This window comes from Brasilonema bromeliae SPC951 (assembly GCF_012912135.1).
Taxonomy (GTDB): domain Bacteria; phylum Cyanobacteriota; class Cyanobacteriia; order Cyanobacteriales; family Nostocaceae; genus Brasilonema; species Brasilonema bromeliae.
Genome location: NZ_QMEB01000132.1, coordinates 1 through 17,130, shown reverse-complemented (window position 1 = coordinate 17,130; position 17,130 = coordinate 1). Strand labels below are relative to the sequence as shown.

General features: G+C 43.2%; 12 protein-coding genes. 8 read left to right on the top strand and 4 right to left on the bottom strand.

The window, feature by feature from the left end; all coding sequences use genetic code 11:
• Positions 1-422 (top strand): ankyrin repeat domain-containing protein (locus tag DP116_RS16875; RefSeq protein WP_211173325.1); only part of this gene is annotated, 422 nt, incomplete at its 5' end.
• A gap of 10 nt (positions 423-432) precedes the next feature.
• On the opposite strand, the gene DP116_RS16870 is transcribed toward DP116_RS16875, so the two are convergent.
• A complete protein-coding gene (locus tag DP116_RS16870) occupies positions 433-1,566 on the bottom strand; it encodes an acyltransferase family protein (RefSeq protein ID WP_169156282.1) in 1,134 nt (377 codons plus the stop codon).
• 572 nt (positions 1,567-2,138) lie between these two features.
• Between DP116_RS16870 and DP116_RS16865 the strand changes: the two genes are divergently transcribed.
• Both DP116_RS16865 and DP116_RS16860 read left to right on the top strand, forming a co-directional pair.
• Entirely contained in the window at positions 2,139-3,674 is a 1,536-nt protein-coding gene (locus DP116_RS16865; RefSeq protein WP_211173324.1) for a hypothetical protein, read from the top strand.
• A gap of 395 nt (positions 3,675-4,069) precedes the next feature.
• Entirely contained in the window at positions 4,070-4,528 is a 459-nt protein-coding gene (locus DP116_RS16860) for a peroxiredoxin (protein ID WP_169156281.1), read from the top strand.
• Positions 4,529-4,624: 96 nt separating this feature from the next.
• On the opposite strand, the gene hpf is transcribed toward DP116_RS16860, so the two are convergent.
• Complete coding sequence (hpf, locus tag DP116_RS16855; protein WP_169156280.1) at positions 4,625-5,281, bottom strand: ribosome hibernation-promoting factor, HPF/YfiA family; 657 nt, start codon at positions 5,279-5,281, stop codon at positions 4,625-4,627.
• A 909-nt stretch (positions 5,282-6,190) separates the two neighbouring features.
• On the opposite strand from hpf, the gene lipB reads away from it, so the two are divergent.
• The 3 genes from lipB to egtC all read left to right on the top strand — a co-directional run bounded on the left by lipB (position 6,191) and on the right by egtC (position 8,756).
• On the top strand, positions 6,191-6,892 hold the full coding sequence (gene lipB / locus DP116_RS16850; RefSeq protein ID WP_169156279.1) for a lipoyl(octanoyl) transferase LipB: 702 nt from the start codon (positions 6,191-6,193) through the stop codon (positions 6,890-6,892).
• A gap of 380 nt (positions 6,893-7,272) precedes the next feature.
• Complete coding sequence (locus tag DP116_RS16845) at positions 7,273-7,773, top strand: peptidoglycan-binding domain-containing protein (protein ID WP_211173323.1); 501 nt, start codon at positions 7,273-7,275, stop codon at positions 7,771-7,773.
• A 176-nt stretch (positions 7,774-7,949) separates the two neighbouring features.
• Positions 7,950-8,756, top strand: a complete 807-nt coding sequence (gene egtC / locus DP116_RS16840; protein WP_169156277.1) for an ergothioneine biosynthesis protein EgtC — start codon at positions 7,950-7,952, stop codon at positions 8,754-8,756.
• A gap of 210 nt (positions 8,757-8,966) precedes the next feature.
• On the opposite strand, the gene ligA is transcribed toward egtC, so the two are convergent.
• The gene (gene ligA / locus DP116_RS16835) at positions 8,967-11,024 is read right to left on the bottom strand and encodes an NAD-dependent DNA ligase LigA (protein WP_211173326.1); all 2,058 of its coding nucleotides are present in this window, start codon (positions 11,022-11,024) and stop codon (positions 8,967-8,969) included.
• A gap of 18 nt (positions 11,025-11,042) precedes the next feature.
• On the bottom strand, positions 11,043-12,203 hold the full coding sequence (locus tag DP116_RS16830; protein ID WP_169156276.1) for an RNA-guided endonuclease InsQ/TnpB family protein: 1,161 nt from the start codon (positions 12,201-12,203) through the stop codon (positions 11,043-11,045).
• 644 nt (positions 12,204-12,847) lie between these two features.
• Between DP116_RS16830 and DP116_RS16825 the strand changes: the two genes are divergently transcribed.
• Together DP116_RS16825 and DP116_RS16820 are read left to right on the top strand one after the other, a co-directional pair.
• On the top strand, positions 12,848-13,246 hold the full coding sequence (locus tag DP116_RS16825) for a Het-E N-terminal domain-containing protein (protein WP_169156275.1): 399 nt from the start codon (positions 12,848-12,850) through the stop codon (positions 13,244-13,246).
• A 126-nt stretch (positions 13,247-13,372) separates the two neighbouring features.
• Positions 13,373-17,130, top strand: a 3,758-nt coding sequence (locus tag DP116_RS16820) for an nSTAND1 domain-containing NTPase (protein WP_169156274.1), incomplete at its 3' end; no start/stop codon positions are given.

Here is a 17,130-nt window from a genome sequence, read left to right as displayed (position 1 = left end):
CATGTGGCGTCCCTGGGCTAAAGCCACAGGGTTTTCATCTCACCCACTATAAATCTCTACCACAGGCGATTGGACAGGGAGATATCAAACGTGCCCGTGCGCTGGTGCTGACAGTAGCAAATAGATACGGCTTCTCGAAGGATGTTCAAGCCCTGATGAAAGCTGGGATTGATGTAAATGCAAGGGATGACAGGGGACAAACATTGTTGATAAGTGTAGCAATGTGGGGAGAAAACAAACAGATAGATCCAGATCTGGTGAAAACCCTGATTCTTGCTGGGGTTGATGTGAACGCTAAAGATAATTATGGCAAAAATGCTTTATTCTATGCAGCTAGAGCGTCTAACGCAGCAGTAAGAAAGGCTCTGCTGCAGCCAGATACCGATGGTGATTTGAAGACTAAGAAATCAACAAATCAATAAAAGCAAGACTTTAGACTTTGAAAAACCATCGCCGCGTATACATCACATAGGCGATCGCCACCCACAGTAAGACAGTGACAATCGCGAACAATAAAGAACCATTCACCGCGCCAGCCCAAGACGTAAATACATTCTGATAAATCCAATCATAAGTGCTGGGAGCATTTTCTCCAGACCCGACTTTAGTTCTCACCAAAATTTTAATCAGCAGTACAGAAGCAACGAAAAGGGAAATCGCATTTAATCCCAGCACTTCAAAAGGTTTACTCCAAGCCCGCACCCGTCGCACTTCAATAAGTTCATAACAAGCTGCAAGTAATAATAATGCCCAACCACTAGTAAAAATTACATAAGAACTCGTCCATAGCTTTTTGTTAATCGGGAACGTCCAGCCCCATGCCCAACCAATAATTAAGCAACCAAGACCAAATAAGACTAAACCTATGCTTGTACGAAATTTCACTGGCTGAGCGCGTATCCATTGTCCAGCGAAATATCCAGCCAATACACTCACAACAGCAGGAATAGTGCTAAAAAGTCCCTCTGGATCTCCTAAATTCTTAAAACCATCACCCTTGTAAAGATGTGCTTGAGGAATAATTAAGCGGTCTATATAAGCACCGAAATTTCCCTCTCGCGTCAGCACTCCAGCGCCATAACCGGGAACAGGCACATACATCATGGCTAACCAGTAGCCGATGAGTAACACTCCTACCAGTATCCATTGTCCTTTACGTGGGAGTTTAAGGACGGCAACAGAAGCAAGGAGATATGTCAAGCTAATGCGTTGCAACACTCCCATAATGCGGATAGTACTCAAATCAAAAGTCCAAGGACCTTTATTCCAAAAGCCATTGAGTAATAACCCTAAAGCAAATAAAATCGTAGCCCGACGCAGGATACGCCAGTAAACAGATGCTGTTGGTTTGTTGTCGCCAGTGTACTTTGACAACGAGAAAGTCATCGCTACACCGATAATAAACAAAAAGAAAGGAAAGACTAAATCAGTTGGGGTACAGCCGTGCCAATCTGCATGGAGTAGTGGAGGATAGACATTAGGAGGTTCGGTAACACCCGCCATGTTAACAAGAATCATGGCTGCAATAGTTATGCCGCGAAAAACATCAAGCGAAGTCAGACGCATAGGAGGAATTTTGTTTTAGAAACTCTAAGTTAGCTTGCCTAGTCCAGGTAATCAAGTACAATGCTCAGTAGATTAGGACTTACGCACGCTCTCAAATTCATTATCATGTACATCAACGAAAATCGGTCGTTTCAGGCTTTTCACAATCATTGATGAGTAGCGATACGCGCTCGTCGCGTCTGTTGGTCTGCGCGATCGCCTAAAAATTGTCGAAAAATCAAGCCTGAAAGCCTGAAATCCATACAAAGCCCATATTTGGTATTTTTTGTCAATGCGTAAGTCCTATAGATTTGTTACAAGTTAAGGAAAAGCTGGATTTGTCAAGGGTTTATCGGGTATTTTGTACTAGGTCTTAACCTACTCTTTGTCATATCTGGAGTCATCTTCGGCATCGGTTTTGCTGGAGCAGGCATCAAGGTATGGTGGCCATGATGTCTATTACTTGCTGAGTCTTAGTTTACCTGCTTTTTGACCGCCCTCTAGCTCCAGCTGCATCAGATCAAAATGCTGGCATCTATTTATTTGATGTAGCTGCATGAGTTTACAGCAGCCAGACACAAGGAGTCCAAATCATGTCTTTTTTTCCTATTCTTGATGTTTCAGAATTTTTTTCTACTCTTGCGGACGAAGTTAAGGAAGATATAAATTCAAGGCTTCCTGAGAGAAAAGCTTCAGCCCTCAGTCGTCTTCGCGAATCACTCCCTACCATTTTTGACCTTTCTTACATCAAGCATGTGATTGTGCCTGCTTTTCTTACAAGTGTTTATCAAGGAGAGAAGCTATCCCTTCCCATGATCGATGAGGAAAGACTCACCAAGGAGAACGCCCTACCATATTACTTTTGGGGACTGTTATATGACAATTGGGAACCGAATCAGGAAGAGGATGGACTCTCAGTATTTATTCAAGGTTACGAAAAACGTGGCGACGATAATCTTAGAAAAAGGATTTACTATTCGGCTCTTACTCCCGATCTATATCGTCCCATCTATGGGGACAAGGTGGTGAAATTTTTCGACCAGCTATTTGACGAAAAAAATGCTGGTAAACCCTTGATGCGTCAGTACTTAGATAACTATTTCGACCTGTACTGGGATCTACATCTTGGTGTCAAGGGCGATGCCGTTCCGCCGGAGGTTCGGGAGATAGGGGAGAGTTTCAACACTGTCCTTGCCTATCGAGATCCAACACAGGAGATTGTCTATGAGAATTACATGAGGGTGCGCGCGCGCCGCAAGTTTTTGAAAGAGTGGATTGATCAAAGAGTCGAGGATGTGGTAAAGAGAAATGTAGCAGATCCAGAGAAGACATTCGTGTACTACTGGATCAAGAATGGTGAAGAGGGAGAGGATTTCAGGCGCAAAGATGTTGTTTTCGAGTGCTTCCATAATTTCGTTGCCTTGAGTCAGTGGGGCAATACTATCTACAACATCATGTCTAAACTGAGCAAAAACACAGGAGATGCTGAAGTCCGGGCATGGTTTAAAAAGACGATGGAAAGTGATTATGACCAAGCGAACGATTCACCCTTTACCCCCCTTGATCGGTTCGTGATGGAGTTATTCCGCACAATTTCGCCAAACACTGGAAGCATCTCTGCTATGGGAGAAGTGAGAAAACCACCATACGATAGATATGGCTATGTTATAAGCCCGCATAAAGCGACCAGTGAATACCCACGACACTGGGAGAAGCCAGGGGAATTCGATCCTGATCGCTACAAAGATGCGCCAACCAGCGACCAAATTGACGAAGCCAAATCTAAAGAGATCGGATTTGCCCAATGTCCCTTCCACAAAGCGACATTCGAGGTGAAGGATGGCAGAAAAGCAGAACTAACCAATAGTGCATTTGGCACTGTTTACGGTATTGTTGATGACAAGGCGTTTCCCGTATGTGACTATGCAGGCTACGCGCCTTTCGGTTTCGGATACCGTCGCTGTCCTGGCGAGCTGTTCACGATTGAGGTGTTTAAGGATTTCTTCACAAAGGTGTGGAACGACAAAATTGAGTTCGAGAAACTCGACCTACCAGACCCGAAAAAAATTCCCGTAGGTCCAACAACAGTCGTTGATGACAATATTGGGTTTACTAAGTCGATGTTGTAAAGCGCGGTTGTTGCGGACTTCCCTAGATCTCTAATTGCTCATGGCAGTATTAAAACCAGGTGAGGTAGCGTTGAGAGTTGTGACATCAAAACCTCACAAAATCATCTCCTGTGATCAAGCTCCGTGAACCTTTACTGCATCAACATTAGGATCGCACAAAAGATATTCAAGACCGTTGCTTGCCCCAAATTTCTGCAGCAGATGCTCCTCCAACACGCAAGGACTGCTCAAGCAATGCGAAGCGCTTAACTAACTCACAAGTGCCGTTTGAATATATGATGGATGCGATTCCGGACACTATATCCACTAGCTTGGCAAATAAAGCTGGCTGGTGGAAAGTATTCACTAGATTACGGATTAAAATAAAATTTTATTAAGAAATACTACAAGTACCTATGGCAGTCAAAGTAGGAGACACAGCTCCCGATTTCACATTACCGTCCCAGAACGGTACACCTGTGAGCCTGCAAGATTTTCGCGGTAAACCACTCGTCCTGTACTTTTACCCCAAGGACGACACACCAGGATGTACAACTCAATCGTGTGCCTTTCGCGATCAATATGAAGTTTTTAAAACAGCAGGCGCAGAAGTTATTGGTGTGAGTGGTGACTCACCAGAGTCTCACCAGAAATTTGCCGCTAAGTACCAACTGCCTTTTACCCTTTTAAGCGATAAAGGCGACCAAGTGCGGAAGCAATACGGCGCAACTACAGCCTTCGGTTTGATTCCTGGTCGTGTGACTTATGTTATTGATAACCAAGGAGTTGTACAGTATGTCTTTGACTCAATGTTTAACTTCAAAGGTCACGTTGAGGAAGCACTCAAAACGTTGCAACAACTGCAAACAGCCTGATAGCAGCGATGTTAAAGAGTGAATAAAGTTTTTTGAATAGGGTAAGTGGAACGATCGCCTTTCTTTGCGCGATCGCTCCACTCACCTTACCTCTTTTTACACCTTATTCTGGAAAGTCTTCTCCGGCATAGCAACGTAACCATTGCTTGTCTTGCCGTTCTTGCTGTTGGTATGACCATTATTGGTATGACGCGGTTGAATCACACCATAACCGCCGTGATTCCGTTCGTAAATGACATTGATTTCGCCAGTTTCCACATTGTGGAACATATAAAAGTCGTGTCCTACCAATTGCAGATGTTCTAAAGCTTCTGCCATAGTCATCGGAGGCATGGCAAAATATTTACAACGGACGACTTCTTCGGGCAATTCTGGAGTGCGATCGCCAATTAAATCTGTAACTACTGCCTCTTGAACAACTCCTTCAATTGTTGTTTGGGCGTGTGTTTTCTTCTCTTGACGCCGCTCTTTATATTTACGCAGCCGACGGGCAATTTTGTCTGCCACCAAATCTATGCTGGCATAGAGGTTCTCGCTACTCTCCTCAGCACGGATCACACTCCCATTAGCATAAATCGTAACTTCAGCCGACTGCTTGGGATTAATTCGGGGATTACGAGCTACGCTCAGATGGACATCCACTTCGTTGGTGATGTTTTGATAATGACTTGCCGCCTTTTCAATTTTGTGATGCACGTAATCCCTAATTGCATCAGTGATTTCAATATTTTTGCCGTGGATGACAAGCTTCATGTAAACTCTCCCACTCAATATTTTTTGTGAATTTTGTTTCGGATGACAAGGAAATGCGGTAAGGTCTATGACTGCCGCCAGAATCAATCGTGAACGGATTTAGACTGACTACCCTCCGGGTTCGCCAGTCACCTGCGGAGGGAGACCCTCCCGCAGCGCTGGACTCACCGTTCGCCAGTGAGTGCCCCAAGGACATAGTTCTGTTAGCGTGTCTCCTACACAGAAGCATAACGTACACTCGTAGCGTGTCCGTAAAAACATAAGAGACTAAGTGGAAACGGCTCTACCCTAACGGGAAGCCCTTCGGGTATCTCCTGCGGAGACGCTACGCGTATGCCTGCCTTCGCCTTACGGCTAACGCCCTTGGCGTGCGCTTGCGTTTACGCAGTCGCCTCTGTCGGGAAACAAGGACTGTAGCGCTGTCTCACCACTACGCGTCTTATGACTTTTTGCTGGTAAGACGCCTAGCCTAAGCCCACTGAATCTGAGTTTTTGTGAGGTTTCGCCCATATTTAGTTCAAGAACCTCTGCTGTGATTCTAATCGGTTGAAAAGCAATTAGATATTCACGCAGACATCTTTGGTTTTCTCACTCAGGAGGCTTAATCGTTTTTCCTAAAATACACAGGTCTTTTTGCACTTCTTATTTTGTATTTTATGTCAACCATTGTTTCGGCGTCATCAGCCAGTAGACTTGTTACTCTTTTGTTGGCGTGATGGTTACTGCAGAGAATTCCTCCCAACTCGATTGAGGTTATATATTCAAAATTAGCACCTTGTATTTTGGAAAACCAATTCCCTTGACTTTCCTTTAGAATCCTTTGCATAGCTTGACATTTGTGAACCCCTATTGGTTACAAGAGATACATTTTGCTCTGTATTCTGGTTGAGTTTTTTCTTTGTTTGTAATATGTCTTTGCACAATCATCAATGTTTGCTATATAACCAAGTAGTGATACCATACTCAGATGCGCTGATGTGGCAGCGTACTCTTCTAGCTGAGCGCATTCAAAACCCTAGCTTAGAAGACGTGCTAATCTTGTTAGAACATCCGCCTGTCTACACTTTAGGACAAGGAGCTAGTTCAGAATTTCTGAAATTTGACCATACTAAGAGTACGTATGAAGTGCATCGAGTTGAACGAGGTGGCGAAGTCACATATCATTGTCCCGGTCAACTGGTAGGATATCCAATTTTAAATTTGCACCATTATCGTAAAGACCTCCACTGGTACTTACGTCAACTAGAAGAAGTCTTAATTCGGACACTCAAAATTTATGGCTTACAGGGAGAACGCAATCCAGGTTTCACAGGTGTTTGGTTAGAAGGGCGTAAAGTTGCTGCTATTGGGATTAAAGTTAGCCGTTGGATTACCATGCATGGCTTTGCATTAAATGTCTGTCCTGACATGAGCGGATTTGAGCGTATTGTACCCTGTGGTATTGCTGATAAACCTGTGGGTAGTTTAGCTCAATGGATTCCTGATATTTCTTTGTTGGAGGTACGCGCCCATGTGGCAAAGTGCTTTGCAGAAGTTTTTGAGGTTGAATTGATTGCACCTGATGTGAATGGAAGTTCTATCAGGTGCAAGTGGGAGGATGAGAACCCCTGATAGGGAAGCGCGGCTAACGCCGTAGATGTGGTATTGAGCACGGGCGTTTTCACACATCTGTCCTTTCAGGCAAAAGGGTGGTCTTAATGTATTTAAAATAGAACACCGATTCAGTAAAGATGTCATTGTTGCTTAGGTTTCTGTGACTTCTATGAAACTTTGCGAGTACCGGAAACTTTTCAAAGTCGCGTAACAAAGAGGTTATCAGCAGCCCGTTGATTGTACTGTTCAATGACGTCTGAGACCTCATCAATCACTACTAATTAAACTTCATTGCTGAGTTGAAAAGTAGGGCTACTACTCCATACGTAACAGGTTTAGAAGACCACTACTGTTCTTAATCTTTTCTCAATTATTAAACACATAGGAATATACGTATAATGGTTGAGAACATTTACAGCTTTCGCCAAATAACTGGGGGGCACATGGTAGTATCAGTTCTCAAGGAAGGCTCTACGGGACCAGAAGTCATAGATTTGCAGTTTATACTGAAATTTCGAGATGGAAAGAACGAGTTTGATCCAGGTGCAACAGACGGGTCGTTTGGTTCTAAAACTAAAGCCGCAGTGGTAAAGTTTCAGCAGAGTAGAAAGCTTACTGCTGATGGGATTGTAGGGGGAAAAACGTGGGAGGCTTTACGTCCTCGCTCTGATTGGCCCAAAGAACCAGGAGAATTTTTGAGAGAAGGCGAAAAGGGCGAAGTCGTCAAACAGCTTCAGGAAGGTTTAAAATCTGAAGGTGTTTATACCGGTGCCATAGACGGTATATTTGGTCCAAACACAAAAGCAGCCGTCATTAAAATACAAAAGTCTGACGAGATAGTCTCTAATACGGTAGGGGTTGTTGGTCCACTCACGTGGGGTGGAATTATCGGCGATTAATACAAGAAGCTGTGTGAACTTGTGCCGGCTGGTAAAAATACTTACCAGCCGTTTACTTAACCCCTTAGCAGCAAATCCCCCCTGTGTGGGATCACCAGAAAAAATTAGCGTGCTAAAATTTTATATACGAACATTATTGCAGTGAGTGTACCCTGCTCAGTAGAGTTGTTTTTCTTATGTGTCGATTAGTTGGCTACCTTGGCAATACCATCCCATTAGATGAGTTGCTCTATAAGCAAGAGCATTCGCTCTACAACCAAAGTTACAATCCCGTTGAATTAAAGTCAGGAGTAGTTTGTGCAGATGGAAGCGGGGTAGGCTGGTACGATAAAGAAGGTAAACCATTTATTTACCGGAACACTATCCCGATCTGGAACGATCCGAACCTGGAAGAGTTGAGCCACTATGTACAATCTACTTGTGCACTGGGCTATGTCCGACTCGCTGGGACGGGCGAATCGCTCGACATAAGCAACTGTCAGCCATTCCGCAGTGACAAGCTGTTATTTGTGCATAATGGTGAAATCACAAATTTTCAACAGACGCTCGCCAGACCGATACGTGACAGCCTTTCTGATTCCACATATCGCCTAATTAAGGGCATGACTGACTCTGAACATATCTTTGCCCTACTGGTGGAAATGTGGCAGTTATCTCCAGGTAGTACTCTGTTGTCAGCCTTACGTGCCACGCTAGAAAAGTTGACGGTTCTGGCTAAAAAATATGATACCAGCTTTAGTGCCAATATAATTGTCAGTGATGGTCAAGCACTTGCGGCAACTCGCTACGCCTACGGCACACAAGCCCCTACTCTTTATTGGTCTTGCGATGATGCAAAGCCGCCAACCCAAGTTATTGTTGCCTCTGAGCCTTTATCCAACCAAAATTGGACAGCCTTTCCTGACCAAAGTACGCTGTTTGTTCAATCGGAGTCACTACAGCCAACGACTTCTTTAATTATGTCTGAGCTTCCGTATTTTTGAGCAAGTCTTTTCTTACAACAAACAAACCCCTGACAGGTAATCCTGGAAGGGGTAGATATAGTCATTTGCTGTTTTGATAATATCTGGACCAAATTTATTTTAATTCCTTCCAAAGCCGGAGTTCAGATTAAGAATTTGCGTGCTGGCAAATACAAGCAGGTTAAGATGGTTAGTACTTGTGTTCGCTCCCTTATCTGCACCTGGTGCGGTTCAATCCTCCAACAACTCCAACAACTCCCCTTCATTCAACTGACGAACACCCAACTCTTGTGCTTTTGTCAACTTTGAACCCGCCTCTTCCCCCACAACCAAATAATCTGTTTTCTTACTCACAGAATCTGTTACCTTTCCGCCAGCTTTTTGAATTAACGCCTTTGCTTCATCCCGCTTCAAGGTAGGAAGCGTACCAGTAATCACAAAAGTTTTCCCAGTAAACTTTTGATGACTCTGACTCAGCGGTGTTTCTTCTTCTGTGCTAGCAAATTGCAACCCAGCATCTTTCAAGCGAGAAATTAAAGTTTGATTCGCACTGATGTGGAACCACTGGTATACAGACTGGGCAATTTCCTCACCGATACCGTAAACAGTTTCAATATCAGCTTGTGAAGCTTCAGCCAACTGTTCCACCGTGGGAAACTTCTGTGTCAACAATTGAGCATTCACGCTACCAACGTGACGAATACCTAAACCATACAACACGCGTGACCAAGGTTGGTTTTTTGATTGGGCGATCGCCTCCACCAACTTCTGTGCCAACTTTTTCCCCATTCGTTCTAAACCACACAAATGCTCTTCTGTCAAGTTATACAAATCAGCTACAGAATGCACCACTCCTTTATCCACAAGTTGATGCACCAGTTTTTCGCCCATACCTCTGATATCCAAAGCATCGCGACTCACCCAATGTTCAATCGCCCCCTTAAGGATAGCCGCACAAGAAGCATTAACACAGCGAGTCACCGCTTCTCCCATTTCCCTAATCACAGGTTGTCCGCAAACTGGACAATGGGAAGGCATAACAAAGCTTTGAGTATTATCAGGACGGAGTTCTTTAAGAACCCGCACGACTTCTGGAATAATCTCCCCAGCTTTACGGACAATGACTGTATCGCCAATGCGAATATCTAATTGAGCAACACGGTCAGCATTATGTAGGGTAGCACGAGAAACCGTTGTTCCCGCGAGTTGTACAGGGCGCATTTGAGCAAGAGGAGTCAGCGCCCCCGTTCTTCCGACGTTCACAGCAATATTTTCTACACGGGTGGGTGCTTCTTCTGCTGCGTACTTCAGCGCTACAGCCCAACGAGGAAACTTTTGCGTAAACCCAAGTTGTTCCTGAAGCTTAAAAGAATTCAGCTTTACCACCACCCCATCCGTCATATAAGGCAAATTCAACCTTTCAGTGTCCCAGTATTCGTAATACTGTGCAACATCATCTACAGAGGGACAAAGCTTATGATTAGGATTGACGCGAAACCCCAACTTTTGTAACAATTCCAGCGCTTCCCACTGGGTATTAGCGATACTGGCGTCATCTCTACCAGGAATGTGCAGCGTGTAGGCAAAGAAATCTAACCGCCGTTGAGCTACAATTCGGGAGTCCAGTTGTCTTAGAGTACCAGCAGCAGCGTTTCGAGGATTCGCAAAGACTGATTCACCTGCTTTTTGCCTTTCCTCATTGATTTGTTTAAACACTTCCAAGGGTAAAAACGCTTCACCTCGCACTTCTATCCTATCTGGGAGAGAATTTTCACGTAACGTCTCTAGATTTAACCGCAAGGGAATTGAGCGAATTGTCCGCACATTTTGGGTGATATCTTCACCTGTAACTCCATCACCCCTGGTTGCACCTCTGGTGAGAATACCATTTTCATATGTCAACGCTAAGGCAGAACCATCTATTTTCAACTCGCAGACATATTCTACCTGTCCTACATTGGGTGCTTGTCGCCGCCAGCGTCCCTCCCATGCCTTTAATTCTTCAATGTTAAAGGCATTTTCTAAACTATATAGTGGAACATTGTGACGAACTGAGATAAATTGGGTTGCTGGTTTCTCTCCCACTCGTTGAGTTGGGCTATCAGGTGTCACTAATTCTGGATACTGATTTTCCAGCTGTTGCAATTCTCGATACAGCTGGTCATAAACTGCGTCCTCCATGATGGGAGAATCGAGGACGTAGTAGGCGTAGCTCGCTTTTTGTAGTAATTGTCGCAGTTCTTGAACGCGCTGTTTAGCTTCTGTGTTTATCGCTTGCACTACATCCATCTGCTCCATAAAATCTACTCAAAACAAACAAAGCTGTTTAAAGCGTTTACTTCCTGTTTCGTCGCAAACCGTCGGCGGCACTTGCTCCACAGGCTTTCCAGGGTCAAGCCGACCCCAGTTCGACAGGTTTATCGCTGCGTTCAAATCTCTGTCCCGACTAACATTGCAGCAAGGACAAATATAAACACGTTCTTTTAGCGGCATCTTCTGACGATAACCACAATTAGAACAAATTTGAGAACTGGGGTAGAACCTATCAACTACCACCAAGCTTGAACCGTATCGCTCACACTTGTACTCAAGTTGGCGACGGAACTCATAAAACCCACAATCGGCGATTGCAGATGCCAGTTTATGGTTAGCCAACATGCCCGACACGTTTAAATCCTCAATCACAACTTCACCGTGGTTTTTAGCTAAATACGTTGTGATTTTGTGCAAGTAATCGTTGCGAATGCTCGCGACTCGTCTATGCTGACGAGCAACTTTTATGTTGGCTTTATGACGGTTATTAGATCCCTTTTGCTTGCGACTAGCCAACCGTTGCAGCTTTGCTAGTTTATGCTTTGCCTTACGGTACGCCTTTAAATTTGGGTACACAGCACCAGTGCTAAGAGTTGCTAAGGCATTTACGCCCAAGTCAACCCCCACTCGATCAATGCTCTTTGGCGTTGGCGAGGCTTCGGGTATCTCAATATGAAAACTCAAATACCAATCACCAGCTTGCTGGCTAATCGTTACCTTCTTTGTAATGCACTCTGGTAACGCCTCATAAGTGCGCACCCATCCGATAAAAGGTAGCTTGTGACGCAATCCACCTACCTTAATTGGCGCACCCGAGTTATCAATCGTAAAACGATCAGCTTTGCCTTTTTTCTTAAATCTTGGAGACTTACCTTTTTTGGCGAAAAAACGCGCTATAGCCTCTCCCAAATTTATAAATGCATACTGATAGACTTTGGATGATAACTGATTCATCCATTGATACTGTGGCTTGACATGGTTGGTGAAAAACTTTTTCAGCATCCCCACGCTTGGCTTTAGTCCGTCTTTATATGCTTGTTCCCAAAGCTTTAGTCCCCAGTTATACACCCAGCGTGAGTATCCCGCGTGCTGTGCCATTACAGGTTTTTGCTGGGTAGATAACTTTAATTTGGTTCTAAATGCTTTGTATGCCATTAATGCCACATTTTGGGTACAATTCTATTGTACATCAGATTGGCTCCGTCATGTCATGAATAAACTAACGAAGCGGTTAAATTTTCGACTAACCGAAGAAGAGTATGTACTGCTAGAGAAGTATTGTTCAGCCACGGTTAGATCCAAGAATGATGTGTTGAGAGAACTAATTAGAACTTTAAAGCGCAAGATGTCGGACGATTGATTTATCAAGAAATGGGCAGTTTATACAAGTTTTTAGCTATTGAGTAATTCCTTCATCATTTAATCGCTACTAGTTTGCAGCTTTCAGCATTCTGCTTTTTGAGGGATGGAGTAGGTTGGCTATTTATCCTAACACCCAAAGAGCAGCAAAGCTACAGCTTATAGCTTAATTAAATTTAACAAGTCTTGTCCTCTACTTCCCAGTAGAAGCACGTTCTATCAAGCGAGAATCTGCCGCACTAAGGACTTTGGTCATAATAAACCAAGTTGAATTTTGAGGCAAAGTCTCTGGTGACAGTACTTGCCAATATTGAATGTCGTGACGCTTACCAAATACTATCTCTCTAATATACCGTTTTTATTGCTTACTATCTGAGAATATACGGTTATATGGGCGAACCGTGCGTTACGCTGTTGGTTAAGTAAATTAAGAATAAACTATGGACCCTATCACCTCAGCCATTATTTTAGGAGTTGCAGGAAATTTTGCAACAGACGCTATTAAAGCTGCTTACAACAGCCTCAAAGATGCTTTAACCAAGAAACATGGTCAAGATAGCGACTTGGTTGATGCGGTTAACAAATTGGAAAAAACACCAGACAGAGACGATCGCAAAGTCACAGTTGAAACTGAGGTTAAAATTGCCAAAGCTAACGATGATGCAGAACTTGTGAAATTAGCTCAACATTTGCTCGCTCAACTCAAAGAGCAACCAGGTGGTATACCCAGTATTAATATGACTGTTAGTCATGTTAAATTTGCGGCAACCTCTGCAACTGGTTCGGCGACTATCAGTCAAATCAATGACAACGCACCAGCAGAAGACTGGAAAAGATAATCTTATCACACTTCTGAAAACTCTAGCTAGATATAGCGTGCGATCTCTATAAGGACACGGTATTACCGTGTCCTTACCTGTAGCTCGACTTTTAAGAAATAGTATTATTTGAGGGATGAGGTAGACATGACTGAAGGCAATATCAAACAAACAATTAATGGCTCGCAATATGCTGCGATGTCAGCAACAGGTGATGTATTTATGTACGTCATCCACAACTACCGTGAAGATGACAGAACTGTGGGAATAAAGCCTGCCGATACTTCTCTTGAAGACCTTGACCGTCCATGTCCGTATCGGGGTTTATCTTACTTTGAAACCCAACACGCAGAATTATTTTTTGGACGTAATTCGCAAATAGATGAATTAAAAACTGCCACTCAACATCGTAATTTTATTCCCATTTTGGGTGCATCCGGTAGTGGTAAATCTTCTTTAGTGTTTGCGGGACTGATTCCCAAATTAGCAGAACAAGGAAATTGGCTTTTTACCTATTTTCGACTTGGTTCTCACGATGACCCTTTCTATGCAATTGCTGAAGCACTGCTTCCGTTGTACAGGTCAGATGATGAGAAAACTACGGCTATGGTTTTAGCGCAAAAACTCAAAGACAACAAGCTGGAAATTGCCAAAATTTTGACTAGGATTCAAGGAAAACATCCTCAGTATAAACTGCTGTTAATTGCCGACCAGTTTGAGCAACTATACACGTCCTACAAGGACGAAATTCAGCACCTTTTTCTGGATTTGTTGTTAAGTATTATTCAAGCATCTAATGACGAGTCGCTTTCTACGGTGATGGTGACAACTATGCGTGCGGATTTCTTAGATAAAGCTCTTTCTTATCCACCGTTTGCAGAGGCGTTAAAGCAAGGTGATATAAAATTAGGTTCGATGACACCCGACAAGCTAGAGCAGGTGATTGAAAAGCCTGCCTTGAAATATGGAGTGACATTTCAAGACGGTTTGGTAGAACGCATTTTAGGTGATATATATAATAAGGAAGATTGTTTACCTTTATTGGCATTTGCTTTAGAGGAGTTGTGGAATAAGCGAACTGAACGACTGAAGAAAGCTGCTTTACAGGGAAAGCAAACTGACCGACAATTAACCCATGAAGATTATACAGCAATAGGGCAAGTAAAAGGTGCTTTAGCAACATACGCTGATGACGTTTATAATAATTTGACTTTAGAACAGAAAGAGCAAGTACCAAAAATATTTATTCAACTTGTAAATTTTAGCCAATTCACAAAAGATAGAACCGACAGGCGATATGTACGTAGAGTTGCAAAAAAAACTGAATTAGGAGAAAAACGCTGGCGTTTGGTACAAATTCTAGCCGAAAAGCGATTAGTCGTTACTAACCGCAATGCAGATAATGAGGATACGGTAGAAATCATACATGAGACGCTGATTAAGCAATGGCCTCTGATTGAGACCTGGATGAATGAAAATCGCGACTTCGGCACTTGGCTAGAAAGAATGCGAGCGGCTATGAGTCAGTGGGAGAAAAGCGATCGCGATTCGGGTGCATTGTTACGGGGCAAACCTCTCGCTGATGCTGAAGATTGGTTACAAAAGCATGAAGAAGACTTGACAAATGAGAAAGAATATATCCACCAAAGTTTGCAATTGAGAGAGCAGGAGAAAGCTGAGAAAGAACGCCAAGAATTAGAAAAATTAGAAGCTCAGGTTGCTTTGGACACAGCAACAGAGCGTAATCAGATATTGACTGATGCTAACCAAAAAGCTAAAAAGAAAATTCGCTACAGCAATATTTATTTAGCAGTGAGTGTGTTTTTAGGTGCTGTATTTTTAGGCTCGGCAGCTATAGCCATTAACAAACAGCTAGAAGCCCAAAAAGGAACAAAATTAGAACAAGCGGGTGTCAATGCTTTACGACAAATGCCATCGGGTGAAATAGACGCTCTACTCTCTGCAATGCAAGCAGGGCAAGAATTAAAGCAAATGATTAGGGATAATACCCTACTTAAAGATTATCCAGCTACCAGCCCTCTATTGGCATTACAGAAAATCGAGGATTCTATTCACGAACAAAATCGAATTGATACAGGGCAGGAACAAATCAAAAGTGTAAGCTTTAGCCCTGATGGAAAGTACATTGCTACAGCAGGAAAGAACGACACTGTTATCCTTTGGAGTCCATCAGGGGAAAAAAAATGGATAAAAAAGGGGCTTCAGCGTGTGCTTGCTGACAGCGTTAAAACCATGAACTTTGTTGCCTTTAGTCCTGATGGCAAGAAAATTGCTGCTGGAGAAGGAGACGGCACAATTACACTGTGGGATTTATCTGGAAACCAACTGACTTCATTTAAAGCTTCCACAACCAATTTCAAAAGCCTCAGCTTTAGCCCTGACGGTCAAAAAATTGCGACAGCTGATGAAGAAAAAGCACGGCTGTGGGATTTATGGGGGAAACAACTCGCTGAATTTGTCGGACATAAAGGCAGGGTTAACAGTATTAGTTTTAACCCTAATGGACAGCAGGTTGCTACAGCAGGATACGATGGTACAGTTCGATTGTGGGAAGTATCAGGCAAGCAATTAAAGCAATTTACAGCCCACAAGGGACAACAAATTCTGAGTTTGAGTTTTAGCCCAGACGGCAAATATTTAACCACAGCAGCAACAGGTGATAATACAGCACTGCTGTGGAACTTATCTGCACAAGACCCAGTTAAATTAGAAGGACATCAAGGTTCAGTATTAAATGTCGGCTTCAGCCGTGACGGAAAGATTATTGCCACAACATCCAATGATGGTACAGTCAGACTCTGGGATTTGTCAGGTAAACCCATAACTACTTTGCAAGGTCATCGAGGTGCGGTTTCTAGTGCCAGTTTCAGCCCTGATGGAAAATATCTGGTTACAGGAGGAGTTGATAATACAGCCCGTATTTGGAATTTGTCCAAACATAATCAGCCAATCAATAAATTTCAAGGTCATCAAAAAGATGTCAATAGTGTAAGTTTCAGCTCTACCGGACAACAAATTGTGACCGCAGATCACGAGGGTATAGTTAAACTGTGGAACTTGTCAGGACAGGAGCAGGCTTCATGGCAAGCTGATAGGAGAGGTCCACTGTGGAGTGTAAATTTTAGTCCCGATGGACAGCTAATAGCTACAGGTGGATATGACAATACGGTTGCCATTTGGGATTTATCCGGTAAATTAAAAACTCGATTAAAAGGTCATAAAAATTTAATTAATAACCTCAGCTTTAGTCCTAATGGACAGATGATTGTCACATCAGGAGCAGACAAAACAGCTAGATTATGGAACTTGTCGGGTAAGCTATTGACGATATTAGAGGGGCATCAAGATGTAGTTGAGCGAGCTAGTTTTAGTCCAGATGAAAAAACAATTGCTACTGGTGGATGGGACGGCAATGTTATAATTTGGGACTTGTCTGGGCATAAAATTAAGGAATGGCAGACAAAGCAAGGGAAAATTAGTGGCTTGAGTTTTAGTCCGGATGGAAAACAACTGGCAACAGCAGACAAAAGTGGTGTAATTAAAATTTGGAATTTATCTGGTAATCAACCATTGGAATTTTTTAGTTATCAAACAGGGGTTAGCAGCTTGAGTTTTAGTCCCAACGGACAGTATCTGGCTAGCGGGGGCATGGATAGCACGGTTAGACTATGGAATTTAAAAGGCTATCAAATTGCTGAATTCAAGACCGGGAAAGGAGCTATTTGGGGCATAAGTTTTAGTCCGGATGGAAAATCAATTGTGGCAGGGGGAGATAATGGGGTTGTGCAAGTATGGCAAATTAAGCCATTGGATGAACTGTTATCCCAAGGTTGTGATTGGCTTGAAAATTATCGAAAAAATCCAGCGAAAGAAATAAATATTTT